The organism is Exiguobacterium artemiae 255-15 (genome assembly GCF_000019905.1).
GTDB classification, from domain to species: domain Bacteria; phylum Bacillota; class Bacilli; order Exiguobacteriales; family Exiguobacteriaceae; genus Exiguobacterium_A; species Exiguobacterium_A artemiae.
Window position 1 is genome coordinate 2,251,779 of sequence record NC_010556.1, and the last position, 25,298, is coordinate 2,277,076.

General features: G+C 48.2%; 25 protein-coding genes and 1 riboswitch. Of the genes, 8 read left to right on the forward strand and 17 right to left on the reverse strand.

Translation table 11 applies throughout. The annotated features are described in order from the left end of the window. Positions 1-118 precede the first annotated feature (118 nt). Positions 119-1,327 (reverse strand): methionine adenosyltransferase, encoded by a 1,209-nt coding sequence (metK, locus tag EXIG_RS11650; RefSeq protein ID WP_012371152.1) that lies wholly within the window; start codon positions 1,325-1,327, stop codon positions 119-121. A gap of 127 nt (positions 1,328-1,454) precedes the next feature. After that, positions 1,455-1,581: riboswitch (SAM riboswitch) on the reverse strand. Positions 1,582-1,813: 232 nt separating this feature from the next. Between metK and pckA the strand changes: the two genes are divergently transcribed. Further along, complete coding sequence (gene pckA, locus EXIG_RS11655; protein WP_012371153.1) at positions 1,814-3,382, forward strand: phosphoenolpyruvate carboxykinase (ATP); 1,569 nt, start codon at positions 1,814-1,816, stop codon at positions 3,380-3,382. A 57-nt stretch (positions 3,383-3,439) separates the two neighbouring features. Here the strand turns inward: pckA and EXIG_RS11660 are convergent, their stop codons facing one another. The 10 genes from EXIG_RS11660 to EXIG_RS11705 form a co-directional block, all read right to left on the reverse strand. After that, complete coding sequence (locus EXIG_RS11660; RefSeq protein WP_012371154.1) at positions 3,440-4,693, reverse strand: EAL and HDOD domain-containing protein; 1,254 nt, start codon at positions 4,691-4,693, stop codon at positions 3,440-3,442. A 167-nt stretch (positions 4,694-4,860) separates the two neighbouring features. Continuing rightward, complete coding sequence (locus EXIG_RS11665; RefSeq protein WP_012371155.1) at positions 4,861-5,604, reverse strand: alpha/beta hydrolase family protein; 744 nt, start codon at positions 5,602-5,604, stop codon at positions 4,861-4,863. Then, a complete protein-coding gene (gene ytkD, locus EXIG_RS11670) occupies positions 5,576-6,049 on the reverse strand; it encodes an RNA deprotection pyrophosphohydrolase (RefSeq protein ID WP_012371156.1) in 474 nt (157 codons plus the stop codon). Before ytkD ends, EXIG_RS11665 begins: the two co-directional genes overlap by 29 nt. 131 nt (positions 6,050-6,180) lie before the next feature. Beyond that, positions 6,181-7,530, reverse strand: a complete 1,350-nt coding sequence (locus EXIG_RS11675; protein ID WP_012371157.1) for a glucose-6-phosphate isomerase — start codon at positions 7,528-7,530, stop codon at positions 6,181-6,183. A 112-nt stretch (positions 7,531-7,642) separates the two neighbouring features. Further along, positions 7,643-8,809, reverse strand: coding sequence for an iron-containing alcohol dehydrogenase (locus tag EXIG_RS11680; RefSeq protein ID WP_012371158.1), 1,167 nt, complete (start codon positions 8,807-8,809; stop codon positions 7,643-7,645). 125 nt (positions 8,810-8,934) lie between these two features. After that, positions 8,935-9,327, reverse strand: coding sequence for a S1 domain-containing post-transcriptional regulator GSP13 (gene yugI / locus EXIG_RS11685; protein ID WP_012371159.1), 393 nt, complete (start codon positions 9,325-9,327; stop codon positions 8,935-8,937). Positions 9,328-9,435: 108 nt separating this feature from the next. Further along, positions 9,436-9,681, reverse strand: coding sequence for a hypothetical protein (locus EXIG_RS11690; RefSeq protein ID WP_167315849.1), 246 nt, complete (start codon positions 9,679-9,681; stop codon positions 9,436-9,438). A gap of 21 nt (positions 9,682-9,702) precedes the next feature. Beyond that, on the reverse strand, positions 9,703-10,746 hold the full coding sequence (locus EXIG_RS11695) for a ribonucleotide-diphosphate reductase subunit beta (protein ID WP_012371161.1): 1,044 nt from the start codon (positions 10,744-10,746) through the stop codon (positions 9,703-9,705). Beyond that, a complete protein-coding gene (locus EXIG_RS11700) occupies positions 10,715-11,203 on the reverse strand; it encodes a flavodoxin domain-containing protein (RefSeq protein ID WP_012371162.1) in 489 nt (162 codons plus the stop codon). The genes EXIG_RS11695 and EXIG_RS11700 overlap by 32 nt, the downstream gene beginning before the upstream one ends. 18 nt (positions 11,204-11,221) lie before the next feature. Next, complete coding sequence (locus EXIG_RS11705; RefSeq protein ID WP_234944618.1) at positions 11,222-13,447, reverse strand: ribonucleoside-diphosphate reductase subunit alpha; 2,226 nt, start codon at positions 13,445-13,447, stop codon at positions 11,222-11,224. A gap of 317 nt (positions 13,448-13,764) precedes the next feature. Here EXIG_RS11705 and EXIG_RS11710 point away from each other — a divergent pair, with 317 nt between their 5' ends. Genes EXIG_RS11710 through EXIG_RS11730 form a run of 5 tightly spaced genes read left to right on the forward strand, consistent with a single transcriptional unit; the run spans position 13,765 to position 16,794 of the window. After that, complete coding sequence (locus tag EXIG_RS11710; protein WP_012371164.1) at positions 13,765-13,998, forward strand: DUF1871 family protein; 234 nt, start codon at positions 13,765-13,767, stop codon at positions 13,996-13,998. 13 nt (positions 13,999-14,011) lie between these two features. Continuing rightward, positions 14,012-14,251 carry a NifU N-terminal domain-containing protein gene (locus tag EXIG_RS11715; protein ID WP_012371165.1) on the forward strand — a complete coding sequence of 80 codons (240 nt, stop codon included), beginning with the start codon at positions 14,012-14,014 and terminating at the stop codon, positions 14,249-14,251. A gap of 58 nt (positions 14,252-14,309) precedes the next feature. Continuing rightward, positions 14,310-15,104: a glycosyltransferase family 2 protein gene (locus tag EXIG_RS11720; RefSeq protein ID WP_012371166.1), complete on the forward strand. Its 795-nt coding sequence runs from the start codon at positions 14,310-14,312 to the stop codon at positions 15,102-15,104. Further along, a complete protein-coding gene (locus EXIG_RS11725) occupies positions 15,104-15,607 on the forward strand; it encodes an Lrp/AsnC family transcriptional regulator (protein WP_012371167.1) in 504 nt (167 codons plus the stop codon). The genes EXIG_RS11720 and EXIG_RS11725 overlap by 1 nt, the downstream gene beginning before the upstream one ends. Beyond that, entirely contained in the window at positions 15,604-16,794 is a 1,191-nt protein-coding gene (locus tag EXIG_RS11730; protein ID WP_012371168.1) for an aminotransferase, read from the forward strand. The genes EXIG_RS11725 and EXIG_RS11730 overlap by 4 nt, the downstream gene beginning before the upstream one ends. A gap of 46 nt (positions 16,795-16,840) precedes the next feature. Here the strand turns inward: EXIG_RS11730 and EXIG_RS11735 are convergent, their stop codons facing one another. Further along, positions 16,841-17,731, reverse strand: a complete 891-nt coding sequence (locus EXIG_RS11735) for a MazG nucleotide pyrophosphohydrolase domain-containing protein (protein WP_234944536.1) — start codon at positions 17,729-17,731, stop codon at positions 16,841-16,843. After that, complete coding sequence (locus EXIG_RS11740; RefSeq protein ID WP_012371170.1) at positions 17,697-17,882, reverse strand: hypothetical protein; 186 nt, start codon at positions 17,880-17,882, stop codon at positions 17,697-17,699. The genes EXIG_RS11735 and EXIG_RS11740 overlap by 35 nt, the downstream gene beginning before the upstream one ends. 84 nt (positions 17,883-17,966) lie before the next feature. On the opposite strand from EXIG_RS11740, the gene ytvI reads away from it, so the two are divergent. Continuing rightward, positions 17,967-19,091: a sporulation integral membrane protein YtvI gene (gene ytvI / locus EXIG_RS11745; RefSeq protein ID WP_012371171.1), complete on the forward strand. Its 1,125-nt coding sequence runs from the start codon at positions 17,967-17,969 to the stop codon at positions 19,089-19,091. Here ytvI and EXIG_RS11750 read toward each other — a convergent pair. Genes EXIG_RS11750 through EXIG_RS11755 form a run of 3 tightly spaced genes read right to left on the reverse strand, consistent with a single transcriptional unit; the run spans position 19,075 to position 21,324 of the window. Next, the gene (locus tag EXIG_RS11750) at positions 19,075-19,743 is read right to left on the reverse strand and encodes a DUF429 domain-containing protein (RefSeq protein ID WP_012371172.1); all 669 of its coding nucleotides are present in this window, start codon (positions 19,741-19,743) and stop codon (positions 19,075-19,077) included. The two genes, ytvI and EXIG_RS11750, sit on opposite strands and share 17 nt — an antisense overlap. After that, positions 19,724-19,870 carry a hypothetical protein gene (locus tag EXIG_RS15950; RefSeq protein ID WP_167315850.1) on the reverse strand — a complete coding sequence of 49 codons (147 nt, stop codon included), beginning with the start codon at positions 19,868-19,870 and terminating at the stop codon, positions 19,724-19,726. Before EXIG_RS15950 ends, EXIG_RS11750 begins: the two co-directional genes overlap by 20 nt. 20 nt (positions 19,871-19,890) lie before the next feature. Further along, the gene (locus EXIG_RS11755; protein WP_012371173.1) at positions 19,891-21,324 is read right to left on the reverse strand and encodes a leucyl aminopeptidase; all 1,434 of its coding nucleotides are present in this window, start codon (positions 21,322-21,324) and stop codon (positions 19,891-19,893) included. Positions 21,325-21,677: 353 nt separating this feature from the next. On the opposite strand from EXIG_RS11755, the gene ptsP reads away from it, so the two are divergent. After that, complete coding sequence (ptsP, locus tag EXIG_RS11760; RefSeq protein WP_012371174.1) at positions 21,678-23,402, forward strand: phosphoenolpyruvate--protein phosphotransferase; 1,725 nt, start codon at positions 21,678-21,680, stop codon at positions 23,400-23,402. A gap of 336 nt (positions 23,403-23,738) precedes the next feature. On the opposite strand, the gene EXIG_RS11765 is transcribed toward ptsP, so the two are convergent. After that, positions 23,739-25,250, reverse strand: a complete 1,512-nt coding sequence (locus tag EXIG_RS11765; protein ID WP_012371175.1) for an MDR family MFS transporter — start codon at positions 25,248-25,250, stop codon at positions 23,739-23,741. Positions 25,251-25,298 lie beyond the last annotated feature (48 nt).

Here is a 25,298-nt window from a genome sequence, read left to right on the forward strand (position 1 = left end):
AATACAGACTCATGTTCTTTTACCCTTTTCTAGAAATTTCAGTCGTATCCCTGCAAAGTTCAGGAGAAACAAAAAAAGTTCAGAAACACCCTTTAGAAGGATGTTTCTGAACAATGAATTATGCGAAACGTTTTGCCTGCTCTTCAAGAGTAGCGGCTTTATCTGTCTGCTCCCATGGTAACTCGATGTCTGTACGACCGAAGTGACCATAAGCTGCTGTCTGACGATAGATCGGACGACGGAGATCAAGCATGTTGATGATTCCAGCCGGACGAAGATCGAAGTTTTCAGCAACCAGTTCAACCAGTTGTGCTTCAGGAAGTTTTCCTGTACCGAATGTATCCACCGCGATTGATACCGGATGTGCGACACCGATTGCGTACGCGAGTTGAACTTCCGCTTTGTCTGCAAGACCTGCAGCTACGAGGTTCTTCGCGACGTAACGCGCTGCGTAAGCAGCTGAACGGTCGACTTTCGTTGGATCTTTACCAGAGAAAGCTCCACCGCCGTGACGTGCATATCCGCCATAAGTATCAACGATGATTTTACGGCCTGTTAATCCAGCATCACCTTGTGGTCCGCCGATGACGAAACGACCAGTTGGGTTGATGAAGAACTTTGTATCGGCATCGATGTACTCAGTCGGAATGACCGGTGCGATGACATGTTCTTTCAGATCAGCTTGGATTTGCTCAAGCGTCACTTCTTCTGCATGTTGTGTTGAGATGACGATTGTATCAACGCGAACAGGTTCATTGTTCTCATTGTATTCAACCGTGACTTGCGTCTTACCATCCGGACGGAGGTAATCGAGTTGTCCGTTTTTACGAACTTCTGCAAGACGACGAGCCAGTTTGTGTGAAAGTGAGATCGGAAGTGGCATGAGTTCAGGTGTTTCTTTCGTTGCATAACCGAACATCAGACCTTGGTCTCCTGCTCCGATTGCATCGATTTCTTCATCTGACATGTTTCCTTCGCGTGCTTCAAGCGCTTGGTCAACACCGAGAGCGATGTCTGCTGACTGCTCATCGATTGATGTCAATACAGCACAAGTGTCTGCATCGAAACCGTATTTAGCGCGTGTATAGCCAATTTCGCGAATCGTTTCACGAACGACTTTCGGGATATCCACGTAAGTTGATGTCGTGATTTCTCCTGCTACTAATACGAGTCCTGTCGTGACAGAAGTTTCTGCCGCAACACGTGCGTTTGGATCGGCTGCAAGAATTGCATCCAAAATTGAATCCGAAATCTGGTCACAGATTTTATCCGGGTGACCTTCTGTTACTGATTCCGACGTAAACAGTCGGCGATTAAGGTTTGTCATGTTTGACCCTCCCAAAAAAGAATTTGACGGTGTACTCATTTCCCCTAGTTGAGTGGGACGGTAAAATGAAAAAAACCTTTCCATGTCCAAAAATGGTCAGGGAAAGGTTGTGCGTTCTTCCTTTACCCTCTTATCGTTCGAAGTGTTTACTTCGCTTCAGGAGAGCACCTTTTCCTACATTAATGATGAAATTAATATAAGACGGTTGCCGGGTTTCTTCGGGCCTTGTTCCCTCCACCTGCTCAGAATAAGAGTATCCGTTACGAATTACATGATATAAACTTGTGCTCACTCTGTCAAGCAACGTTTTAATTTCTAGTCGAAAAATTTCGGAAGAGATGTTAAACTGTTAATGCTGAAAGCGTTTCCAGATAAATAGAAATCAGCGCATGAAAATGATTGCTCTATCATTAGTATGTCATATATAATAAATGTGTCATACTAATAGTAGAGCTAAAACCAACGTAGGGGAAAGGTGGGGTCAGGATGCCGATGACGGTCCTGAATATCGAAGAACTACTCAAGAAGGAGCATGTGTTCAAACAACTGTCTGTTGCTGAACTAGTCGAACATGCAATTCGCAACAAAGAAGGAGTTCTTGCAGAAAATGGTGCTTTGTCTGTAGAAACGGGGAAATTTACAGGTCGTTCACCGAAAGACAAGTTCATCGTCCGTGATGACTCATGTGAGATGCATATCGATTGGGGTCATGTCAATCAACCGATGGAGTCGGACAAATTCGAGCAACTGTTACAAAAAGTTCTTCGTTATATGAACGAAGCAGATCAACTCTACTACACAGAAGCTGCTGCTGGTGCCGATACGCATTTCACCCTTCCAGTGCGCGTCGTAACCGAATATGCTTGGCATAATTTGTTTGCGAAACAGCTGTTTTTACGTGAATATCCTACGGTTGCGGCCTTTGAACCGTTTACGGTCGTCTACGCACCACATTTTAAAGCGGATCCGGCGGTTGACGGCACAAACTCCGAGACATTCATCGCGATGTCATTCGAACACCGGATTGTCTTGATTGGCGGAACGGAGTATGCCGGAGAAATCAAAAAATCAATTTTCTCTGTCATGAACTATCTTTTACCCCAACAAGAAGTCTTGTCGATGCACTGTTCAGCAAACGTCGGACACGGCGGCGATGTCGCCTTATTCTTCGGACTCTCAGGAACTGGTAAGACCACGCTGTCTGCTGATGACAGTCGCCAATTAATCGGTGACGATGAACACGGTTGGTCTCATGACGGTGTCTTCAACATCGAAGGTGGCTGCTATGCGAAAACAGTTAATCTGTCACGCGAAAAAGAACCACAAATCTTTGATGCGATCCGCTTCGGAACCGTTCTTGAAAATGTCGTCCTCGATGATGCGCGGATTCCGGATTATGATGATACTTCATTGACTGAAAATACACGTGCCGCTTACCCGATTACAGCAATCGACAACATCGCCATTCCGTCACGCGCCGGTCACCCGAAAACGATTGTCTTTCTGACGGCGGATGCCTATGGTGTCTTGCCTCCAATCAGTAAACTGACGAAAGAACAAGCGATGTATCACTTCTTATCCGGCTACACATCAAAACTGGCTGGAACGGAGCGCGGCGTTACAGAACCGGAAGCCACATTCTCGACGTGCTTCGGTTCACCATTCCTGCCGTTGATTCCGGAAAAATATGCGACGATGCTCGGGGAACTGATTGATCGTCACGGTGTCACAGTCTATCTCGTCAACACAGGCTGGACCGGCGGCGCTTACGGTACAGGAAGCCGGATGAAACTCTCCTATACACGAACGATGGTCAATGCGGCCGTCAACGGTCTGCTTGCAGACATCCCGACAGAAGAACATCCGATTTTCGGTCTGCATATGCCGATCGAAGTACCTGGTGTTCCGACTGACTTGCTCAATCCGGTCAAGGTCTGGGCGGATGCATCTGTTTACGAACAACAAGCGACCGCACTCGCACAAAAATTCACACAGAACTTCGCACGTTTCGAAAGTGCGACCGATGCGATCAAAGCAGCCGGTCCCCGCGTGTAAAAACGATTGATGGTACTAAAAAGGTTGAGCTCCTTAACGGATGCTCAACCTTTTGTGTTAGACGATGGAATCTGTCTTATCTTGTAAATGAAGTTCTTTTTGAGAAAGCCAAACTTGGCTTTCTTTTAATAATTCATAAGCCCGGTGCTTCATAATCCCGAACCGATTACTGAGCATCTCAAACCGTTCAAACTCGCCCCGGTCTGCGCTGATCGCAAGCAACAGGCAATCGCGAAACGGGTGATCTTCCCCTTGCAAGACATTTTTCAAAGCCGGTTCAATCGGAAGCTGATCGATGATTTCACCGATATCCACGGAAAGCAAGGCATCGATGTGTGACAGTAAGCCGATCATGTAGGCACTTTCTGCTTTCAGTGTCTTCGTTTCCGTCGCAAACAGTTGGCATAGTTTTGCGCAATGCAAGGATGAACGCAATAATTCGTCCGACCATTGATACGGACTCGCTAGTTTCATCTCACGCAAGACGATCAACGAAATCCAGCTCTTCAGTTGGGAAAAGCCCAGCAAGGAAATTGCTTGACGGACGGAACTGACCATGTTCCGAAGACCGATGCCCGGAGAGTTGATCAATTGCAGTACTTGCACACTGATGTAAGGATTGCCCTCGATTTCATCCACGACGTCATCATAATGGTCATCCGTATCAAGCCACTTCAACATTTTCAACAGGACAGGCACTTGCGGAGGAACGGCCTTTCCTTTCATCAGCATCGGTTTGGCGTAAAAGTATCCTTGGAACCAGTCATACCCCATCGCAAGGCTTCGCGTGTGGTCCTCGTGTGTTTCAACCCGTTCAGCCAAAAAGCGGATATGCGGATAGTTCCGTTTTAAAATATGTAAGATTGCACTTTGTTCGCGTGGATTGATGGCTTCGATATCAATTTTTATCAAATCAATCAAATCAAACAGCTCCGGACCGTGGTGACGCAACAAATCCGTTACGAAATCATCAAGCGCCAGGACGAAGCCGGCTTCTTTCCATTTTTGCAGCGTCTGGAGCATCATTTCATCGATCTGAACCGTCTCCAATACTTCAATCACGAATTGAGTCGGATTCAGATGATCAATCAGTTCAGACTGCAACAGATCGCCTGTGAAATTAATGAATAATCGTTTTCCTTCTGCTACACGGTCTACTCCGAGATGAATCAGTGTATTCGTCAACACATCCATCGTCGCCAAGTCACCATCAAACACTGCAGGTGTTTCAACGGAACGATAGAGCAGCTCAAAAGCGTCAATCGAACCAAACCGGTCTACAATCGGTTGTCGCGCAAGTAAGATTTCCATCTCATATATCCCTTCTAAATCCGTTAATCTGGCTTATTTTATATGTTCTAGTATACCAAATATCGTTTCCCCTTAAAAAATCTCTTTTTTAAAACATATCAATGTTCCCATCATTTGGAGAAAAAAACATCTCAATGCAAGGCATCAAGATGTTTTGTAAGTCTTTTCTATTCAGATAACATCCAATCAATGACTTGTTTCGTCACAAGCATTTTTTGATGGATTGGAAATTGATGCGCGTACTGATAGATGATCAAGCGGGTCTGTTCCGGATAACGGGCCGCATAGTTCGTCGCATGACGCAGTCGGACATTTTGATCATATAATCCGTGAATCAGCAAGATTTCCCCTTGAGGCGGAAAATACAATGGCGACCGGACACGGTATGCCTGCAACTGTTGTTGCGGAACTCCCCCCGTAAACCGTCTGAGCATTTTTCGCATCGTCTGTTGTTCTTCATACGTCCAAGTCAGATTCGTTACACCGGCCCATGAAACCGTCCGGGCGACTTCACGATGGTGCGCAAGTAAAAGCGCCATCTGTCCGCCACGGGAAAAACCGAAGACCGATGTCCGCTCGACATATTGATCGAGCCAATCAAACGCACTGATGGCGTCGAGGATATCCCGGTGTCCGAAGTCTTCTTTCCCCGTCCCTCCTAGATTACCGCGGTAAAAAGGAGCCATGACGAGATAACCGGCTTGCGCGAACTGCATTAAGCGGGTCGGCCGAACCATGCCGATATTACGTGTCCCACCACGTAAATACAAAAGACCTTGCCCGTTCGCGTGAACCGGCAGGATGACATACGCTCCGACCCGTTCCCCGTCGGATGTTTCATAAAAGACCCGAAAGGTGCGGAACGGTCCCTGCCGCGGGAGCTCAAACCAATCGGCGTTCGGCGAGTACACGAAGAGTCTCCGGAAGGACACGGTCCTTCATCATGAAGCTGTATTGGCGGTTCGTATCTAAACGTTTCGGGATATCGTCTAGTAAATAGGCTCCGTCCGTCTCATCGACAGCCAGGTGTGGAACCAGTGATTCGATTTGAGCGAAGTAGATATTTTTGATGATCGTGTCTCCTCGACCCTCGACCCGGTATTGTCCGATGTACTGGAGACGTTCGATACGTCCCCCTGTCTCTTCCATGACTTCCCGGTATGCGGCTTCCTCCGCCGTCTCCCCCGGCTCGACTTTTCCACCCGGAAACTCATATCCCCGTTGCTTGTGATGCGTCAGTAACCATTTCCCTTCGTACACGGCAATGACCCAGACATGAAGCGGATGGACTGAAAACGGATGGTCTTCAAAACTCAGTTCAACCCGATTTTGATAATAATCTAAAAACGTAATCACGTGCGTGCACCTCATTTCTTCTTCTCTCTTCACTTTACCTGTTTCGAAAGCATTCTAAAAGTGAAAGTGCGTAGGAATTTGCCAGAATGACAAAAAAAGACATCCCTCTGAATCGAGAGATGTCCGGATGCTTATTTCAAGCGAGCTTCAAGCTCTGCTTTTTCTGCTTCAAATCCAGGTTTACCGAGTAAGGCAAACATGTTTTTCTTGTACGCTTCAACACCCGGCTGATCGAACGGGTTCACACCAAGCAGGTATCCACTCATGGCACATGCTTTTTCGAAGAAGTAGAACAAGAATCCGAGATGATACGGTGTCATCTCAGGCAATTCGACCGTCAAGTTCGGAACTTGTCCATCTGTGTGGGCAAGCAACGTTCCTTCCGCTGCCTTGTCGTTGACGAATTGAATCGATTTTCCTTCCAGGAAGTTTAAACCGTCGAGATCCTGGGCGTCTTTTTCAATCGTTAATGCATGACGCGCTTGTCCGACTTTAATAACTGTTTCGAACAAATCACGACGTCCTTCCTGGACATATTGTCCCATCGAGTGAAGATCCGTTGAGAAGTCGACGGCAGCCGGGAAGATTCCTTTGAAGTCTTTTCCTTCTGACTCTCCGTACAACTGTTTCCACCACTCGGACACATAGTGTAAGGCCGGTTCGTAGTTAACGAGCAACTCGATCGTTTTCCCTTTAGCGTATAATGCGTTCCGGACGACTGCGTACTGGTACGCTTCGTTTTCCGCCAAGTTCTCGTTTGAGAACTGAACCTGGGCATCACGTGCACCTGCCATCAACTCTTCGATCGAAATGCCGGCTGCTGCGATCGGCAACAGACCAACCGGTGTCAAGACAGAGAAACGACCTCCGACGTCATCCGGGATCACAAATGTCTGGTATCCTTCCGAGTCCGCAAGTGTTTTCAAAGCGCCGCGTGCTTTATCCGTCGTTGCGTAAATCCGGTCTTTCGCACCCGCTTTACCGTACTTGTCTTCCATGAACGTTTTTAACAGACGGAACGAAATCGCCGGTTCTGTCGTCGTGCCTGATTTCGAGATGATGTTGACCGACACATCTTTTCCTTCAAGTACTTGGAACAAATCGTGTAAGTACGTCGAAGAAATGTTATGTCCAGCATAAATGATTTGCGGAGCTTTCCGCTCTTCTTTTGACAATAAGTTGTGGAACGAATGACCCAGCATCTCGATTGCAGCACGTGCACCAAGATACGATCCGCCGATTCCGACGACCAACAAGACGTCTGAATCCGACTTGATTTTTTCAGCTGCTGCCTGAATTTTTTCAAATTCCGCTTTGTCATAGTTTGTCGGTAAATCGACCCATCCTAAGAAATCACTGCCGGCACCTGTGCCGTTGTGGATTGCTCCGTGTAATGTTTTTACCGTATCCGCCATATAGTCTACTTCATGTTGTCCTACGAATTGTAGGGCCTTCGAATAATCAAAACGTACCGTTGTCATTCACTCGTCCTCCTTATTCATTCGCAAACAAATGCGACCTTCCTTTTCATTAAAACGCAAGAAGGAAGGTCGTTCAAGTCTTTTGTGAAAAGATTAGCAAATGTTATGGCGCTTACAAAGCCGCTGTTACGATTTGGCGGACATCTTCGTTGCCAAGTGATTTGAAGTTACCGAAGTCTCCGCGTGTCATTGCTGATTTTACGATTGAGTCGACTGTATCTTCTTTGATGTCGTAATCTGCAAGACGGTTTGGAGCACCGAGTGACGTCCAGAACGCACTGATGGCATCGATTGTAGCGTGTGCTGCTTCCATTTCTGATTTACCAGTCGTATCAACGTCAAAGACATTTTCACCGAGCGTGACGAAACGGTGTGCGTTTGACTCGTCGAGGACATGACGCATCCAGTTCGGGAAGAGAATCGCCAGACCACCTGCGTGCGGGATATCATGAACAGCTGAAACCGCATGCTCAATGTTGTGTGACGCCCAGTCACCGCGTGCGCCCATTTGCAGGACACCATTGAGTGCCATCGTACCGGCAAACAGGATGGTACCGCGGAGTTCAACGTTCTCAAGATCGTTGACGAGTTTCGGTGCTGCTTCGACGACCGCTTTCATGACGCCTTCCGTCATCCGTTCTTGAACCGGTGCATGTGCCGTATGGAAGTATTGCTCAAGGCAATGACTCATCATATCGACGATTCCGTAAATCGTTTGGTCTTTCGGTACACTGACTGTGTACTTCGGATCAAGGACTGAGAACGTCGGGAATGTTAACGGGCTGCCCCAACCGTATTTTTCTTGTGTCTTCCAGTTCGTGATGACCGAGCCTGAATTCATTTCCGAACCTGTTGCAGCAAGCGTCAAGACTGTTCCGAACGGGATGACCGTTTTTGGTGTTGCTTTCCCGATGACGAGATCCCATGCTTCGCCTTCGTACGGGATACCGGCAGCAATCAGTTTCGTACAGTCGATGACTGAACCGCCACCTAGTGCAAGCAATGCGTCAACGCCAGCTTCACGTGCGATTTTAATACCGCGTTCCGCTGTTTCAATACGCGGGTTTGGTTCGACGCCATCGCATTCAACGTATTCGATCCCTGCCGCACTCAGTTCGCGTGTCACGTCATCATAAACACCGTTGCGTTTAATACTGCCGCCGCCAAATACGAGCATGACTTTTTTAGCATCTAAAGCTTTCAATTCGTCTGTAATTTTGCTGACTTGACCGTCACCAAAAATAAGTTTCGTTGGATTACGATATTCGAAGTTTTCCATTGTGTGTTGCCCCCTTGATAAGTAATGAACACTTTACATTATCCACACATTCCCCTTTTCCATCTATTTTAATGCTTATAACGCAAAAAAAGAGAACCGACCGATGTCGATTCCCTTTCAAAATCTTATTTTTGGAAGTTTGATTTTTCAATCCATTCTTCCAATTTGCCTTTTAACACGTTGAAGCCAGGAGCTTCTTCTTGTTTGAAAGCAGGACCCGCATCGCGACGGCCAGCGTTTTTGCGTGGGCCTTTAGCGCGTGCTTCGCGTTTTGGAGCTTCTTGTGTTGCTTTGATCGAAAGCTTCATTTTTTTGTTAGCTTCGTCGATGTCGAGAACTTTAACAGTTACTTCATCGCCAACTTTTACGTAATCGTTGATGTCTTTTACGTAATCGTGTGAGATTTCTGAGATGTGGACGAGACCTTGTGTTTGCTCGTCAAGTGCTACGAAAGCACCGAAGTTTTGAATACCAGTTACTTTACCAGTAACGACTTGGTCTTTTTCAAAGTTTGCCATAGTTTATACACTCCCTAACTAAATTCATCAACTTATAATAACATACTTTTTACGGATGGTAAAAAATATTTTTCAAATTGTTTATTTTTTATTTTACGAGGGAACAAATTAGTAGTAAGACTTCAAGTATTCCCCCTGATTCTGCCGGACTTTTTGAGTCCGGCCCTTTTTTTGTTTCTTCTTACTTTTCAACGCAAAAAGGACCGATTCGGTCTGCTCGCTTTCCGCTGACAAGTCATCCTGCCGCTTCAGATGCAGTGCATCTTCCAGGGTCAGATCGGCTTGTTTTCCGCAGGAGTCGAGCATGACCTCACCTGTCCTAGCGTAAAGGAAATTGCATGGTGAAGCAATCAAAATTTCTGTCCGTTTACAGACTTACAAATCATCAAATCCGTTTGCATCCGTTACTTTTGCATACGAGCGCGATTTTTGCTCGAAGAAATCGGATTTCGTCGCATTCATCGAGTCGTCGGAATAGGCGCGGATCCATGGCATGACGTCTTCATCATGTCCTTCATACAAATCGTCAAGTCCGATGACACGGAGACGCTTGTTGGCGAGGTATTTGACATAGTCACGCATTTCGCTGACATCAAGTCCGTCCAAGTCACGTAACACGTATTCGCTCCACTCGATTTCAAGATCAACGGCACGCTCGAATGTCGCGTAGACAAATTTCGTGAATGAACCGTCGGCGTCGATATCCGGATGTTCTGTCAAGACGGCACGCAACAGCTGACTGATGAAGTATGAGTGTTGCAGTTCGTCACGCTGGATATAACTGATCATCGTCGACGTTCCGACCATTTTCTGATGGCGCGCCAAGTTATAGAAGAAAGCAAATCCGGAATAGAAGTTGATTCCTTCAAGAACGATCGAGGCCACCAGTGACTTCGCAAAGTTTTCCGGTGTCCGGTCGTTTTGGAAATCTTCATACAGATCCAAAATGAAGGCATTTCGTTTCATGACCATATCGTCGTCTTTCGCGATGTCGAAAATCCTGTTCTGCTCCGACAGTGGGACAAGACTCGACAGCACATAGCTGTAAGATTGGTTATGAACGACTTCCTGTTGGGCGACAATCGCGAGAATCGCATGAATTGACGCGTCCGATGTGAACATCGCCGACTCCAAAATATAACGGGTCTGGACGGAGTCGAGAATCGACAATAAGCCGATGATGCGTTTGAAGGCATCCTGTTCCCGCTCGCTTAATTGATTCCATTGTTGCATGTCTTTTGACATTGAAATCTCATCCGGAATCCAGAAGTTCGATAACAGCTGTTTATAGATGGAATAGAACTGCGGATACGCAATGTCGTTCCAATTGACGATTGAGCTTGTTTCCCCGCCGATGATCGCGGTCGCGCGATTCGGGTGTCGGGCATCAAGCAGTTTGATTTTTTGTAGTTGTTCCATGTTGTTCGGCTCCCTCTTGCTGTAATTGCAGTAGTGTTCGACGTGTCCACTCTTTGACCGCATGCGGTCGGTTACGCGGCGATTGTTCGATTTTGAGTAATTCACCTGCGAGCGGAACCCCGAACTTCGCGAGATGGTACGCCATCTCATCGACGGCACGGCAATATTTGACGAACATCTTATCGCCCGTCCCGAAGACAGCCGCCTGCGGAATCGCGTGCGGGCTTTCTTTTAAGACGACCTTCAGACAATCCCGCATCTCATCCGGCAGTTGTCCGTCTCCCCAGGTGTAAGAACCAAAATAGACGATATCATAAGGGACCAGCTGATACGTCGTCACATCATCGGCAAAGATCATCGTCGGTTCGACCTGCATTTCGGAACATGCTTTTGCAATCAGTTCCGCAACCTCCTCTGTATTTCCGCTCATTGACGCATATACGATTGCTGCCTTCATGATATCGTCCTCCTTCTCTTATGATGAACACGACTCACATTCATCGATTTCGACAGTCGTCGAACGTGTGTAGTAAATCGTCTTCATCCCGAGTTGCCATGCTTCCATGTGCATCTCGAGTAACTCTTTTGCTTTGACGCTGTTTTTAACGTAGAGATTAAAACTGATCGCTTGGTCAATATGACGTTGACGTGAGGCATTTTGACGAATGCTCCAGAGTTGATCAATCTCAAACGCTGATTTATAGAACCAGTTCGTTTCCGGTGTTAAATCGGGCACTGTGACCGGAATCTTGTAGTTTTTCTTTTCTTCCGCGTAAACTTTCTTGTAAATCGGATCAATCGACGCTGTACTGCCGGCGATGATCGCCGTCGACGAGTTCGGTGCGACCGCCATCAGATAGGCATTCCGCATACCATGTGCTGTGATATCTGCCTGCAGACGATCCCAGTTCAGTTCAGGCGTTGTTTTGTAGTGACGGCGGGCAATGTATTCCCCGGTCTGCCACTCCGATCCTTCAAAGAGACGGTAAGCCCCTTTTTCTTTCGCCAGTTGCATCGACGCGTCAATCGTCAAATAGGCGATTTTTTCATAAAGACGGTCGGCGTACTGGACGGCCTCGACCGACTCCCAGCGGATGCCTTCGAGAGCGAGCAGATGGTGCCAGCCGAATGTCCCGAGACCGACGGCACGGTATTTTTGGTTCGTGATCTGTGCTTGCGGTACGTCGATCGTATTGAGATCGATGACGTTATCGAGCATCCGCATCTGAATCGGAATCAACCGTTCGAGCACATTTTCACGGACTGCACGTGCGAGTGCGATCGAAGACAAGTTACAGACAACAAAATCGCCCGGTGTTTTCGTGATGATGATTTTGCCGTCTTCCGTGTACTCTTCCGTCACCGTCGTCGGACTCATGTTTTGCATGATTTCCGAACAGAGGTTGGACGAGTAAATCATTCCCGCATGTTTATTTGGGTTGGCACGGTTCACCGCATCGCGGAAGAACATGTACGGTGTACCCGTTTCAAGCTGCGAACGCATATAACGTTTGACGAGATCGATCGCCGGTACTTTCGTCCGGCTCAGACGCGGTTCGTTGACACAGGCTGTATATTTTTCCGTGAAACTGCCACCTTGTTCCGTTTCGTCAAACGAATCTTCAAGGCTGAAGCCCATGACGGTCCGAATTTCGTGCGGGTCAAACAAGTACCAGTCGCCGCGTGCTTCGACCGTCCGCATAAAATGGTCCGGTAAGCTGACGCCTGTGAACAAATCGTGTGTCCGTAACCGCTCGTCCCCGTTATTTAATTTCGCATCAAGGAACTCAAGGATGTCTTTATGCCAGATATCGAGGTAAACAGCAATCGAACCTTGGCGCATACCAAGCTGATCGACACTGACTGCTGTATTGTTTAATTGTTTCATCCACGGAATGACACCGCTCGATACGCCTTTAAAGCCTTTGATATCCGATCCGCGTGACCGGATTTTCCCCATGTAGACGCCGATTCCGCCGCCGCCTTTTGAGAGCGTCGCGACATCGGTGTTGGAATCATAGATGCCCCGAAGCGAATCATCGACCGTGTCGATGAAGCATGAAGACAGTTGGCCGTATGATTTACCGGCGTTTGATAAAGTCGGTGTCGCAACCGTCATGTAGAGGTTCGACAGTGCCCAGTAAGACTCTTTGACGAGCTCGATCCGGCGCTCTTTCGGTTCTGTCTGCATGAGTGTCATGGCGATGATCATGAAACGTTCCTGCGGCAATTCGTATAATTTTTTGACGTGGTCGCGCGCTAAGTAACGGTCGGATAATGTCCGGAGTCCGATATACGTGAACAGATGATCACGTGACGGATCAATCGATGCCGCAAGTTCTTCGACTTCTTCTTTCGTATATGTTTCTAAGAGGTGTGGCGTAAAAATACCAATCTCCGTTAATTTTTCAATCAAGTGATAAAGTGAACCGTACCGTTCTTCCGCTGCGTAGCCGCGATTTTCACTTGCTTCCAGATACAACCGGTTCAAGTACGTTGCTGTCGCAACGAATGTCCAATTCGGTTCCTCTGCCTTTAACATGTCAAGTGCATGCATTGTTAAGAGTTCATAGACTTGATCCGCCTGTAACGTCTTCCCTTCGAGTGCCCGAATCGCCCGTTCTGTATAACGTTCGACGTCGAGCTCTGAGTACGCTGCCGTAATCTGACGGATCACCGTATATACATCTTCTATTGTCATTGCACCTTGATAGATGCGTGCTGTATTCAGTGGAGATGCCACTATGAACCACTCCCATTCTCTAACTTTAAAATAGGTTCCGTTACCGTAAAAAATGCGCTAAACTAAAAAAAGACGCCCTACATATAGAAAGAACATTTTAATCCTCACTCTATATATAGACGTTTCAGGCATTTTTAAACCTATTTATCTACAAGATATAGGTTATCACTGAATGCCTAAAAAATAACCCCTTGCATTGAAAATCAGGTCAAACAAATTTGAAAAGGCGGATTACCGCCTTTTGAGATATATTGAGATAAGGAGTTTTATTGATTATGAGTTCAGAAGAACTTTTAAAAAAATATGATCCATTTCACCTAGGAGAAGGAAATTATCCGACGGAAATGTCTGCTATACTAAGATTACTGACGGTTCATGATCAAATAAGCCCGCTTGCGGAAGCAATCGGGATCGTTTTTGAAGAATCTTTTGATGAAAGACCGGATCAGCAGGAATTGATTTTACTCGCAACGAACTTACTTTTATGTGAAGATTCGTGTGAACTTTGAAAGGAGACTGATTATGCAAGTTGATTACACGCCTAACCCGAACTCAGTAAAAATCACCCTCGACGGAGACCGCTTCGGTGCCAAAAGCACCAGCGTCAAAAAAGGGGATACACCGGAAGACGCTTTGCTCGCATCACTCATCACGATTGACGGCATCGATAATCTATTTGCATACGGTGATTTCGTCACCGTCACAAAAGAAGCTGACGCTGAATGGAATGTCTTACTTCCGACAATCGAAGAAAAAATGTAAATATCTCACAAGGACACCTGAATTTCAAGGGTGTCTTTGTTCTAAGGAGACGACTTAAATGCCGATGGTCTCAGTCATCATCCCCACATATAACCGGTTGCGTGAGTTGCGCGAAGCACTGACCGCACTGACCAAACAAATCTATCAGGATTTTGAAGTCATCATCTTGAACAATAATGGAGAGCCGCTGACTTCCGTCGTTGCCGATTTTCAGGACAAGCTGACGATCACGGCAATTGATTTGCCGGAAAATCACCATGTCCGGGCAAGAAACCACGGTGTCTCGTTAGCAAACGGAAGGTATATTCTTCTCCACGACGATGATGATTTATTGTTACCTTCACATATCGAAGAAGCCGTCGGCGATCTCGAAGCCGGAGCGGACTTAACGTACGTCGATGCGGAACTGTTCACCTACGAATGGCAACAGGATCATCGTGTCGTCAAAACAACGGAACCGTTCGCTTATCCGTATGACCGGGAAGCGATGAAAGAGGATTCGACTTATATCCCGTCCGGTTCACTTTACCGGAAGTCGCTTCACGAAGAGCTTGGTTTATTTGACGAAGACGTCTTCAACTATTGGGACTGGGACTGGATTTTACGTGTCGGGCAGGATCATCTCGTTCTGCACCCGGCCCGGGCGACCGTCCTGTATGCGTTTAATCCTTCGGGTAACCACCAATCGGCGAAGCAGGATGCATCGCGCCGCGTCTATTTCGACCGTCTCGTCGAGAAGCATCATCTTCCGACAACTGATATGAAAAATTTCCACATCGTGCAAGAGGAACGCCGCTCGCGCCTGCGCGAGACACGCCGGACGTTCAATGGTTGCCTGACAGAAAGCGAGTGATGATTGTGTATACAGACAAACAACTGGAACTACTTGAATTATTGACACAGAACGGACCGGTCGATCCTGTCCTGGCCGCTCAAATGCTTAATTTGACAGAGGATGAGGTGTTATCCTCACTCGAAACATTTAAACAAGACGGTGTCCTGCTCGGTTATACAGCCGTCATCGACTGGCAAAAAATCCACGCCCATCACGGCGTGACCGCCTTTATCGATGTTAAAGTAACGCCGAAACGGGGGCGCGGTTTTGATGAAGTCGCAGAACGGATTCATCGTTTCCCGGAAGTGACATCACTCTACCTGATGTCAGGAGCCTACGATTTACAAGTCGTCCTCGATGGAAAATCACTGCAGGAAGTCTCACAGTTCGTCTCGGAAAAACTATCGACACTCGATTCCGTGATTTCGACGACAACACACTTCCGTCTGAAAACGTATAAACATGATGGTGTTTTATTCAGCCAGGATGATGAGGACAAACGATTGAAGGTGTCTCCATGAAACATTTATCTGAACGTGTCGAACGGTTGGCACCCTCCGGCATCCGGCGATTTTTCGATTTGGCCGGTTCGATGGAAGATGTCATCTCGCTTGGTGTCGGTGAGCCCGATTTCGTTACGCCTTGGAACGTTCGGGAAGCCAGCTTCGCGGCGCTCGAACAAGGTTATACGGCATACAGTGCCAATGCCGGATTAGTCGAATTACGCCAAGAAATCAAGTTGTACATGCAAGAAAAATTTTCGATTGATTACCGGGTCGCAGATGAAATCATCGTCACGACCGGTGCGTCGGAAGGACTGGATTTGGCCTTCCGGACCTTGATCAATCCGGGTGATGAAGTCATCGTCGTCGAACCTGCCTTCGTCTCTTATGCTCCGTTGATTGAACTGGCGGGCGGTATTCCGGTCGCGGCAGCCTGTCGCGCAGAGGACGGGTTTACGATTCAGCCGGAAACGATTGAAGCCGTCATGACAGAGCGGACAAAAGCCATCATCTTTTGTTTCCCGTCGAATCCGACCGGTTCCGTCATGACACGCGATCAATTGGCCGATCTTGCGTTACTCGCGAAGAAACATGATCTTTATGTCATCAGCGATGAAATCTACGCCGAACTTTCGTATGAAGATGAGCCGACCTGTTTTGCGACTCTCCCTGACATGCGGGAGCGGACGATTGTCATCAACGGATTCTCTAAAGCCTTTGCAATGACCGGTTGGCGGCTCGGTTTCACCTGTGCTCCTCCCGCGATCAGCCAGGCGATGCTTAAAGTTCATCAGTACGGGATGATGTGTGCCCCGACGCTCGTTCAGTTCGCCGGAATCGAAGCGTTACGCTCGCGTCACAAGACCGTTCCGGATATGGTCCGCAGTTACCGCCAACGCCGGAACTACTTCGTCAAGGCGCTCAACGATGCCGGATTGCCGACGCATTCGCCGGGCGGAGCATTTTATGCCTTCCCGTATATCGGTGGGACGGGTTTGACGAGCGAAGAGTTCGCAGAACAACTGTTGCTCGCGGAACGCGTTGCGGTCGTCCCCGGTTCTGTCTTCGGCGCAAGCGGTGAAGGGTATGTCCGGGCCAGTTATGCCAGTTCGATCGAACAGCTCCAGCAGGCGATTCACCGGATCAACCGTTTCATGCAACACTTGAATCAAAAGCAAGTCGAATTATCGAATCCTTCAAGATAAACCATACAAAAAACGTCCGTTCCGACTGGAATGGACGTTTTTTGGTTTACTCATCGACATGTAGTACGAGGAACATCCGGTGATCATCTTCCGCATGATACGGTGACACGGGACCCAGTTGCGGTGCGTAGACATCAATCCGGTACGGTGCTTCTTTAAACGACAACGGTGTCTGCTCTTTAACGATCCGGCCGATTTCATCCGCTTGATCTTTGACGCTCCGCAAACTGTCCGTCCGTTCCATCGGAGCTTCGATAACGAATCCGGCAATCCCTTCAATCCGGGCGCAACGCAGGAACCGGCGGAGCGACGGTAAAGCCGCTTGAATATGCGCCTCAAGCGCGAGATCACTTTCATAAGCCGGTGCCCCCCAGAGACGTTCCGTATTACCGGTCGCACTCCGGAAATGATCAATCGTCGCTTCCGTCACCGGATCACGTGTTAACGCAAACCGTTTGCGGTCACGATTTAAATTCTTTTCGTTTGTACGATCGATTTCCTGCAGAAGATTGATGCCGTGAGGACGGACCAGTCGGAACAACTCCCGTTGAAGACGGGCAAGCGACATCCCGATCGGAATGATATCTTCCGTCTGTTTTGGGGGTTTGTCCCCTTCATATCCGTTCATCACACGGGCGACCTGCCCCGCTTCATGAACGAGGCGGTAAAACGAACCTTGCCCCTCGTCTTCCATCGTTCCGAGCTGTTGATGCTGCTGTGCCAAATCCGTAACGTATTGATTCGCAAGACAGGTCGAGATCATCAGGACATCCACCAGTTCCGCCTGAAATGACAACTCATCTCCAGTTTCGAGCGCTTCCCCCACTTCACCGACTTCCTCAATCAAACGGGCTAGTCCAGACAATGGACGAAAGTATCCGCCAAGCGCCCGAATCGTTTCATCAACCTTTTGCTGAAGAAGAATCATCTCCTGCATCGTCCTGCACCTCCGCCATTCCTTTCACGATTCGGTCTTCCGATTGTTCCTTAAATCGTTTGGCAAACTGTTTATTCTTACGCCATTCACGGACAGCGAGACCGCTTGCAACGGCGAGTGAGACGAGTACTCCCATTTCTTTTCGTTTCATCTGAATTCCTCCTTTTGAATGATACGTTCGTCTGGCAAACATGATATGATGATGACATTACATACATAGTAAGAGGTGTTGCTTATGTCGACTGAACGTTTATGGCAAATAGCCCGTTTCATTGGCGTCATCCTTGCCATCTTTTTCACCGGTTGGCTGATAATTCGCTTGTCTTCTTTCATGTACCCGTTCGTCTTTGCTTTTTTACTGGCTTTATTCAGTCGGCCGCTCGTCGACTTTTTCCAAAAGCGGCTTCGGATCAACCGCGGTTGGGGCGCTCTGCTATCGATTATTTTAATGAGCGGTTTGTTGATCGGCTCACTCGTCCTGATCATCATGCAGTTGATTCGCGGACTTGTGTTTGTCGCCAATCAGTTGCCGGCCCAAATCCAGGAGCTGAGTCTTTATTTCCAGAAACTCTACAATGAAAAGCTGGCTCCCATTTGGAACGATGCGTCGGAAGCCCTCCGGTCGCTTGAACCGTCACAACAAAACACCGTCCAAAACAGTATCCAGTCACTCGGCAGTTCACTTGCCAGTGCCATCGGTGAAGGCTCGAAAAGCGTTGCCGGGATGTTGCAGACGGTTTTAGCCACACTGCCGTCCATCGCGTTGATTTTAGTCATCGTCTTGCTCGCCTGGTTCTTCATCTCCAAAGACTGGCACCGGTATGAGCTGCGATTGAAAAAATACGAGATGTTACCGTGGTTCGCCCGTGCCGAATCGGTCGTCACGAGTCTCCGGTCTGCTTTATTCGGTTATATTAAAGCGCAACTGACATTGATTACGATTACCTTTTTCATCGTCCTGATTGGACTGTTGATCATCGGCGTCGAGCATCCGTTTGCCATCGCCTTTATCGCAGCATTTTTTGATATCCTGCCCTACCTTGGAACCGGCTCCGTCTTCTTGCCTTGGATTGCCTATTCCATCATTACGGGAGATACGGGTCTCGCCATCGGTCTCGCTATCCTTTATGCAATCGTCATCTTACAACGCAATATCATGGAACCTAAAATCGTCGGCGATAATATCGGTATCCAACCGATCACCGCTTTGATCGCCTTGTTTGTCGGCATTCAGGTATTCGGTGTCTTCGGATTAATTTTAGGCCCCTTGATTGCGGTCATCATTAAAGCACTACACAACGCTCAAATCTTTCATTATCTTTGGGACTTTATCAAAGGATCACCTACACCGTTTCGGTGAAGGTGATCTTTTTTGGTAAAGCTGCATATAAGGGAAATCCGGTTATATCAACGGGGCAATCAGCCGGCAAATAAACCGCCGGTAACGTTGCCGCAATCGCAAGCAGACAAGCATCGATCCAATCGTCCGTCGCGACACCACGCACGTTGAGTTCCCAGTAAGCCGGACAAGCATACCGTTGCAACAATGCAATCCGTTCCGTCACTCCCTCGACCGTCCGTTTACTGTGACGTGCCGGATGACCCGTCAGTCGGGCAAAACAGACTTCCGGATGGGATTCGACCCATCCCGGTTGGTAATGGGTCCGAACCTGCTCGATTTTCGGCAACAGGTACCAGGCTTGTTTCGATAAACCAAAACCTGCGTGTTGCTTTGAATAGTCGTTTGCTGTGTGATAGTCCGGTTGTTCAAGTGCAGTCCGTAACGGGGCGTTAAAGACGCTACTCGTCCGGCCGGGCTTCAATTCTTCCCGTAGTAACCGGTCGACCGCCCGCCGTGTGTTTTCTTCCAGTCCGACCGGCATGTCGATATAGGTCCGGGTCCCGCATTCGATTTCGTCGAGCGATGAAGCGACGGTCCAGGAAAACTGACCGTCTTTAATCGAAACGGCGACCCATCCGGCTTTTGCCGCATCAATTCCGGTGACGTCCATTGGACTTCTCCCGCAGACTCTTGAGCAGCGATAATATCGTAAAGACGCCGAAGAAAGTCGCTGCTGCTAAAGGAATCTGTTCCCGTGAATCCAGGTACCAAACAATACTGATGATCGTTACCAACACGAGGACACTGTTTAGGCGCATCATTTTTCGCGTTCGACGAAATGATAGAGACTGCGGACCATGACACCGGTCGCCCCTTTTGGACCGAGCTCCGTCGCGGCTTTCTGTTCGGACGTCCCCGCGATATCAAGGTGGAGCCATGGTGTGTCGCCCACAAATTCACCAACGAACGCACCACCGAAAATCATATGTCCCATTCGTCCCGGTGAATTGTTTAAGTCGGCGACATCCGAGCGGCGGACTTGCTTGATGAACTGATCGACGTACGGCATCTGCCAGACCATCTCATTCGTCTCTTTTGTTACGGCTTCGAATCGTTCGTACAGACCGGCATCATTCGTCAAGGCGCCGGTAATTTCTGTCCCGAGTGCCACTAACACTCCGCCTGTCAGCGTAGCAAGATCAATGATCATCTTCGGTTTATATTCTTTCGCATAGGTGACAGCGTCTGCGAGGACAAGTCGTCCTTCTGCATCCGTATTCAGAATTTCAATTGTTTTCCCTGCCATCGACGTGATGACATCATCCGGTTTGAAGGCGTCACCGGAAATCATGTTATCCGTCGCCGGAATGACACCGAGGACATTGACGTTCGGTTTTAGGTGACCGAGCGCTTCGAATAATCCGAGGACGGCTGCCGCTCCCCCCATATCCCCTTTCATCCCGACAATCCCGTCTTTTGGTTTAATCGAGTAACCGCCGGTATCGAACGTCACGCCTTTTCCGACGACTGCAATCGGAGCGTCGTCGCCTGCTCCTTTGTATTCAAGGACAATCAGCTTCGGTGGAATTGTTGATCCTTGATTGACCGCAAGCAATGCGCCCATTCCGAGTGCTTCCATGTCGGCTTTTTCAAGAATCTTCAACTCATGCCCGTGACGCTCGGCAATAAAGCGGGCTTCATCCGCCAAAGCCGGTGCCGTCAATAAGTTTCCGGGCATCGTGACAAGGCGGCGCGCGAGATTCGTCGCTTGTGCGAGTGCCGCTCCACGTTCGACCGCCTGTTCGCCGGCGTCTGACCAGATTGTTACATCCAGATCATATGTCGCACGGGTGTTGGTTTTGTAATGTTTGACTTCATATGTAGATAAGCCAAACGTCTCGGCAATCAGTTCGACCGGTTGATCCGGGAAGGTCGTCGCGTCAATCGTTACTTTGGACAGCTGGCGTGCCTTCAGGAACTGAGCCGCTTTTCCGAATAACCGGCGCAGACCGTCCGTCGTAAGTCCTTCCGCCTTGCCAAGACCGACGAATAACACTCGTTCCACCGTTCCCGTCAGTGTCGGCAGCAAACGGAGTTCTCCTTGTTTCGTTGAGATATCCCCGCGGCGTACCCATTCATCCAAACGATCCGGATATAGTGACCGGATCCGTTCCTCAACCGGCTGGTTTCCTGAAATACCGACAACGAGTACTTCGACATGAGCTTGTGGATCTACTTGATTCCATCGCATATTCAAATCCCCCTTTAGTGATAGGTATAAGTATGAAGCGTTTGATCTGATTTTCCAACTGATAGCCTTCGAGACGAATGAAACCGCTCTCAAAAAAGACGTTCTTTAATTTGTCGATTTGGAACGTTTCAAACAATTGTTGCCCGTTTCACAATATGATAGGATTAAACAGGTGAAAAGGACAGGCACTTCTATTTAACGGTCATTTGGCAACGACAGAAATGTCTACGTTTTCATTCAAAGGGAGAGTCCGCAAGCGACCCGTTAAGAGAGATGCGTTTATGGGTATCTATAGATAGCAAAGAAATGACGTCGCTGCGGCGAAAAAACTTACTGAAAAGAGGGTAATGCACATGGCACAGCACATCAAAGGAATTGGCGCTTCTGCAGGGATTGCGATTGCAAAGGCATTCGTAATGGAAACACCTGTCTTTGACATTCCGACGCATAAAATCGAGGACTCGGCAGCAGAAAAGGAACGTTTCCAAGCCGCCATCGTTAAGTCGAAGGGTGAACTTGAAATCATCCGCGAAAACACATTAAAAGAACTCGGTGCAGACAAAGCGGAAATCTTCTCAGCTCACTTGTTGATCCTGGAAGACCCGGAAATCGTCAGCCAAGTCAACGCAAAAATTGACGATGAAAAAACCAATGCAGCACAAGCACTTGATGAAGTGTCACAGATGATGGTCATGATTTTTGAATCGATGGATAACGAATACATGCGCGAGCGTGCAGCCGATGTCCGTGACGTTACAAAACGGACAATGGCCCACTTGCTCGGTATCACATTCGTTACACCGGCTCAAATCAATGAAGAGGTCATCATCATTGCCGAAGATTTAACACCTTCAGATACAGCACAACTCAACCGGAAGTATGCAAAAGGATTTGCTACGAACATCGGTGGACGGACTTCGCACTCGGCAATCATGTCCCGTTCTCTTGAAATCCCGGCTGTCGTCGGAACAAAAGTCGTCTTGACGGAAGTCAAACACGGTGATTTCTTGATCCTTGACGGAACAGAGGGTGACGTCATCGTCAATCCTTCAAGCGAACAAATCGCAGAATACGAAGAAAAACGTTCAGCGTACATCGCGCAAAAAGAAGAGTGGAAAAAACTCAAAAACGAAAAAACAGTCACTGCTGACGGACATCATGTCGAGCTTGCAGCAAACATCGGAACACCAAACGATGTTAAAGGTGTCCTTGAGAACGGCGCGGAAGCAGTCGGACTCTACCGGACAGAGTTCCTTTACATGGATGCGGAAACGTTCCCGACGGAAGACGAGCAGTTCACAGCATACAAAACGGTTCTCGAATCGATGGGCGATAAAAAAGTCGTCATCCGGACGCTCGATATCGGTGGCGACAAGGAATTGTCTTATCTCGATCTCCCGCATGAGATGAACCCGTTCCTCGGATACCGCGCGATTCGTCTTTGCCTCGATCAAACGGATCTCTTCCGGACGCAACTCCGTGCCCTTCTCCGGGCGAGCGCGTATGGAAAACTTGCTGTCATGTTCCCAATGATCGCGACACTCGAAGAATTCCGTGCAGCAAAAGCACTTCTTCTCGAAGAAAAAGCAAACCTTCAAGCAGAAGGTGTGACAGTTTCAGAAGACGTTGAAGTCGGTATGATGGTCGAGATTCCTTCAACAGCTGTCATGGCGAAACAATTCGCAAAAGAAGTCGACTTCTTCTCAGTCGGAACAAACGACTTGATTCAATACACGATGGCGGCTGACCGGATGAATGAGAAAGTTTCATACCTCTATCAACCGTTTAACCCGGCTATCTTGAACCTTTTGAACAACGTCATCACAGAAGCACACAAAGCAGGCAAATGGGTCGGCATGTGTGGTGAGATGGCAGGAGAAGAACTCGCACTTCCAATCCTTCTCGGACTCGGACTCGACGAATTCTCAATGTCTGCTTCTTCAGTCCTTCGCGCACGTAGCTTGATGACTCGCTTGAACAAAGCAGAGTGTGAAGCAATCGTCGAACAAGTACTCGATATGGACACAGCGGAAGATGTCGTTAACTTCCTCAGCACAACGTTCGATATCAAAAAATAAGGTATTTCGGACACGTCCCATCTCGGGGCGTGTTTTTTTGTCGTGTTAACAAAGTACTCTCTTTTCCTTATACTTTGTGCGGGAACTCGGATTAGCCTACGTCGAAATCATCCCTCCCTGCACTCGCTTTCCTCAGGCGAGACACAAGCCAGTTTTCCTGCCCAGTGTGGGCAGAAAAGCGGGTCTTGTTTTTCTCTGACAGCGCAGTTTGCACGTGCGCTTTTTCCTGTAAGAGTCTCGTGCATCGAATGATTTCAAACAACAAAAAAAGGAAAGCGGATTCGACATCCCCTTTCCTTTTTTGTTGATGCTTAACTAAACAGATTTACCTACATGTTATGCTTGCTTTGTTTTCGGTCGTTCACCTTGTCCTTCTTTTAACGTCGGGCGTTCATTGCCCATCAGGCAGACAAAGACGACACCGAGTACGGCTGGAATCAATGCCCACAGATAGACCGACGAAATTGATTCGGCACGTGACGATTTGATCGCATTCGCTACTTCCGGCGGCATTTTCGCAAGGGCTGAAGCCGTCGGGAATTGTCCGCCATCCGGTGCGTTTCCACCCGGCAACTGTTCACTGATCGTCGATGAGAAGGTCCGCGATTGGACGATGCCAAGGACGGTAACACCGAGCGTCATGCCGATCGTTCGGAACGTCGACCCCATTGATGTGGCCGCACCCCGTCGTTGCATCTCAATCCCGTTGATACTTGCCAGGTTGAGTAACGAGAAGCTGAAGCCGACACCAAATCCTAAAATGATCATATAGATTGTGATGGCGGTACGCGATGTTTCAAGCGACATCGTACTTAAGAGATACACTCCTAACAAGAAGAAGACCGCTGAGACAAGCATGACATTCCGGAATCCGTATTTATTCGGTAATCGTCCGCCGAGCTGGGCGGAGACAACGGATGCAATCAGCATCGGCATCAAGATCAGACCCGAGTTGGTCGCACTGCCCCCGAAGACACCTTGGACAAAAATCGGAATGAAGACACTGGCAGAGATGAAGACAAAACCGTAAAAGAAGGCTACGCCTTGTGTCGCCGCAAACAGTTGCCGTCTAAATAAACTGAACGTGATGACAGGGTCCGCTGCCCGGCGTTCGATGAACCCGAAGACGATGAAGGCAACAAGCGCCCCGCCAAATAAACCGAGAATTTGCGGTGAGTTCCACGCATAGTCTTTTCCGCCCATCTCAAGGGCCAGCAAGAACAAAACAAGTCCTGCCACTAACGTCACAGCACCGGCATAATCGATTTTTTGTGTCCGGTGAATCGGTGACTCCTTGTAAAACAGAGAAACAAGGGCAAGCGCCAATAATCCGAGGGGAATATTGATGTAAAAGACCCAACGCCAGTTGATGGCATCTGTTAAGACGGCACCCAGCAACGGACCAAAAATACTTGAAATTCCGAAGACGGCCCCGAACAAACCACTGACTTTCCCACGTTTTTCAGGCGGGAAAATATCAAAGATGATGGTAAAGGCAATCGGCATTAACGCTCCGCCACCCAAACCTTGAATCGCACGATACACGGAAAGTTCAACAATCGAGTCTGCCATTCCACACAGGATACTCCCTGTGATGAACAGCAACATGCCGAATAAGAAGAATCGCTTCCGCCCGTACATATCACTTAACTTACCAAAGATCGGCATCCCCGCTACAGTCGCAATCATGTAAGCCGATGTGACCCACGCATATTGGTCGAAGCCGTTTAATTCGCTGACAATCGTCGGCATCGCTGTCGCAACAATCGTATTATCCATTGCTGCCACTAAAATCCCGATCAGTAATCCTAACACGACATAACGTGTTTTTGTCGAAGTCGTAGCCATCGACTCACCTCTTTCTTATCAAAAAATAGCTAATCTTCATAATAGCTT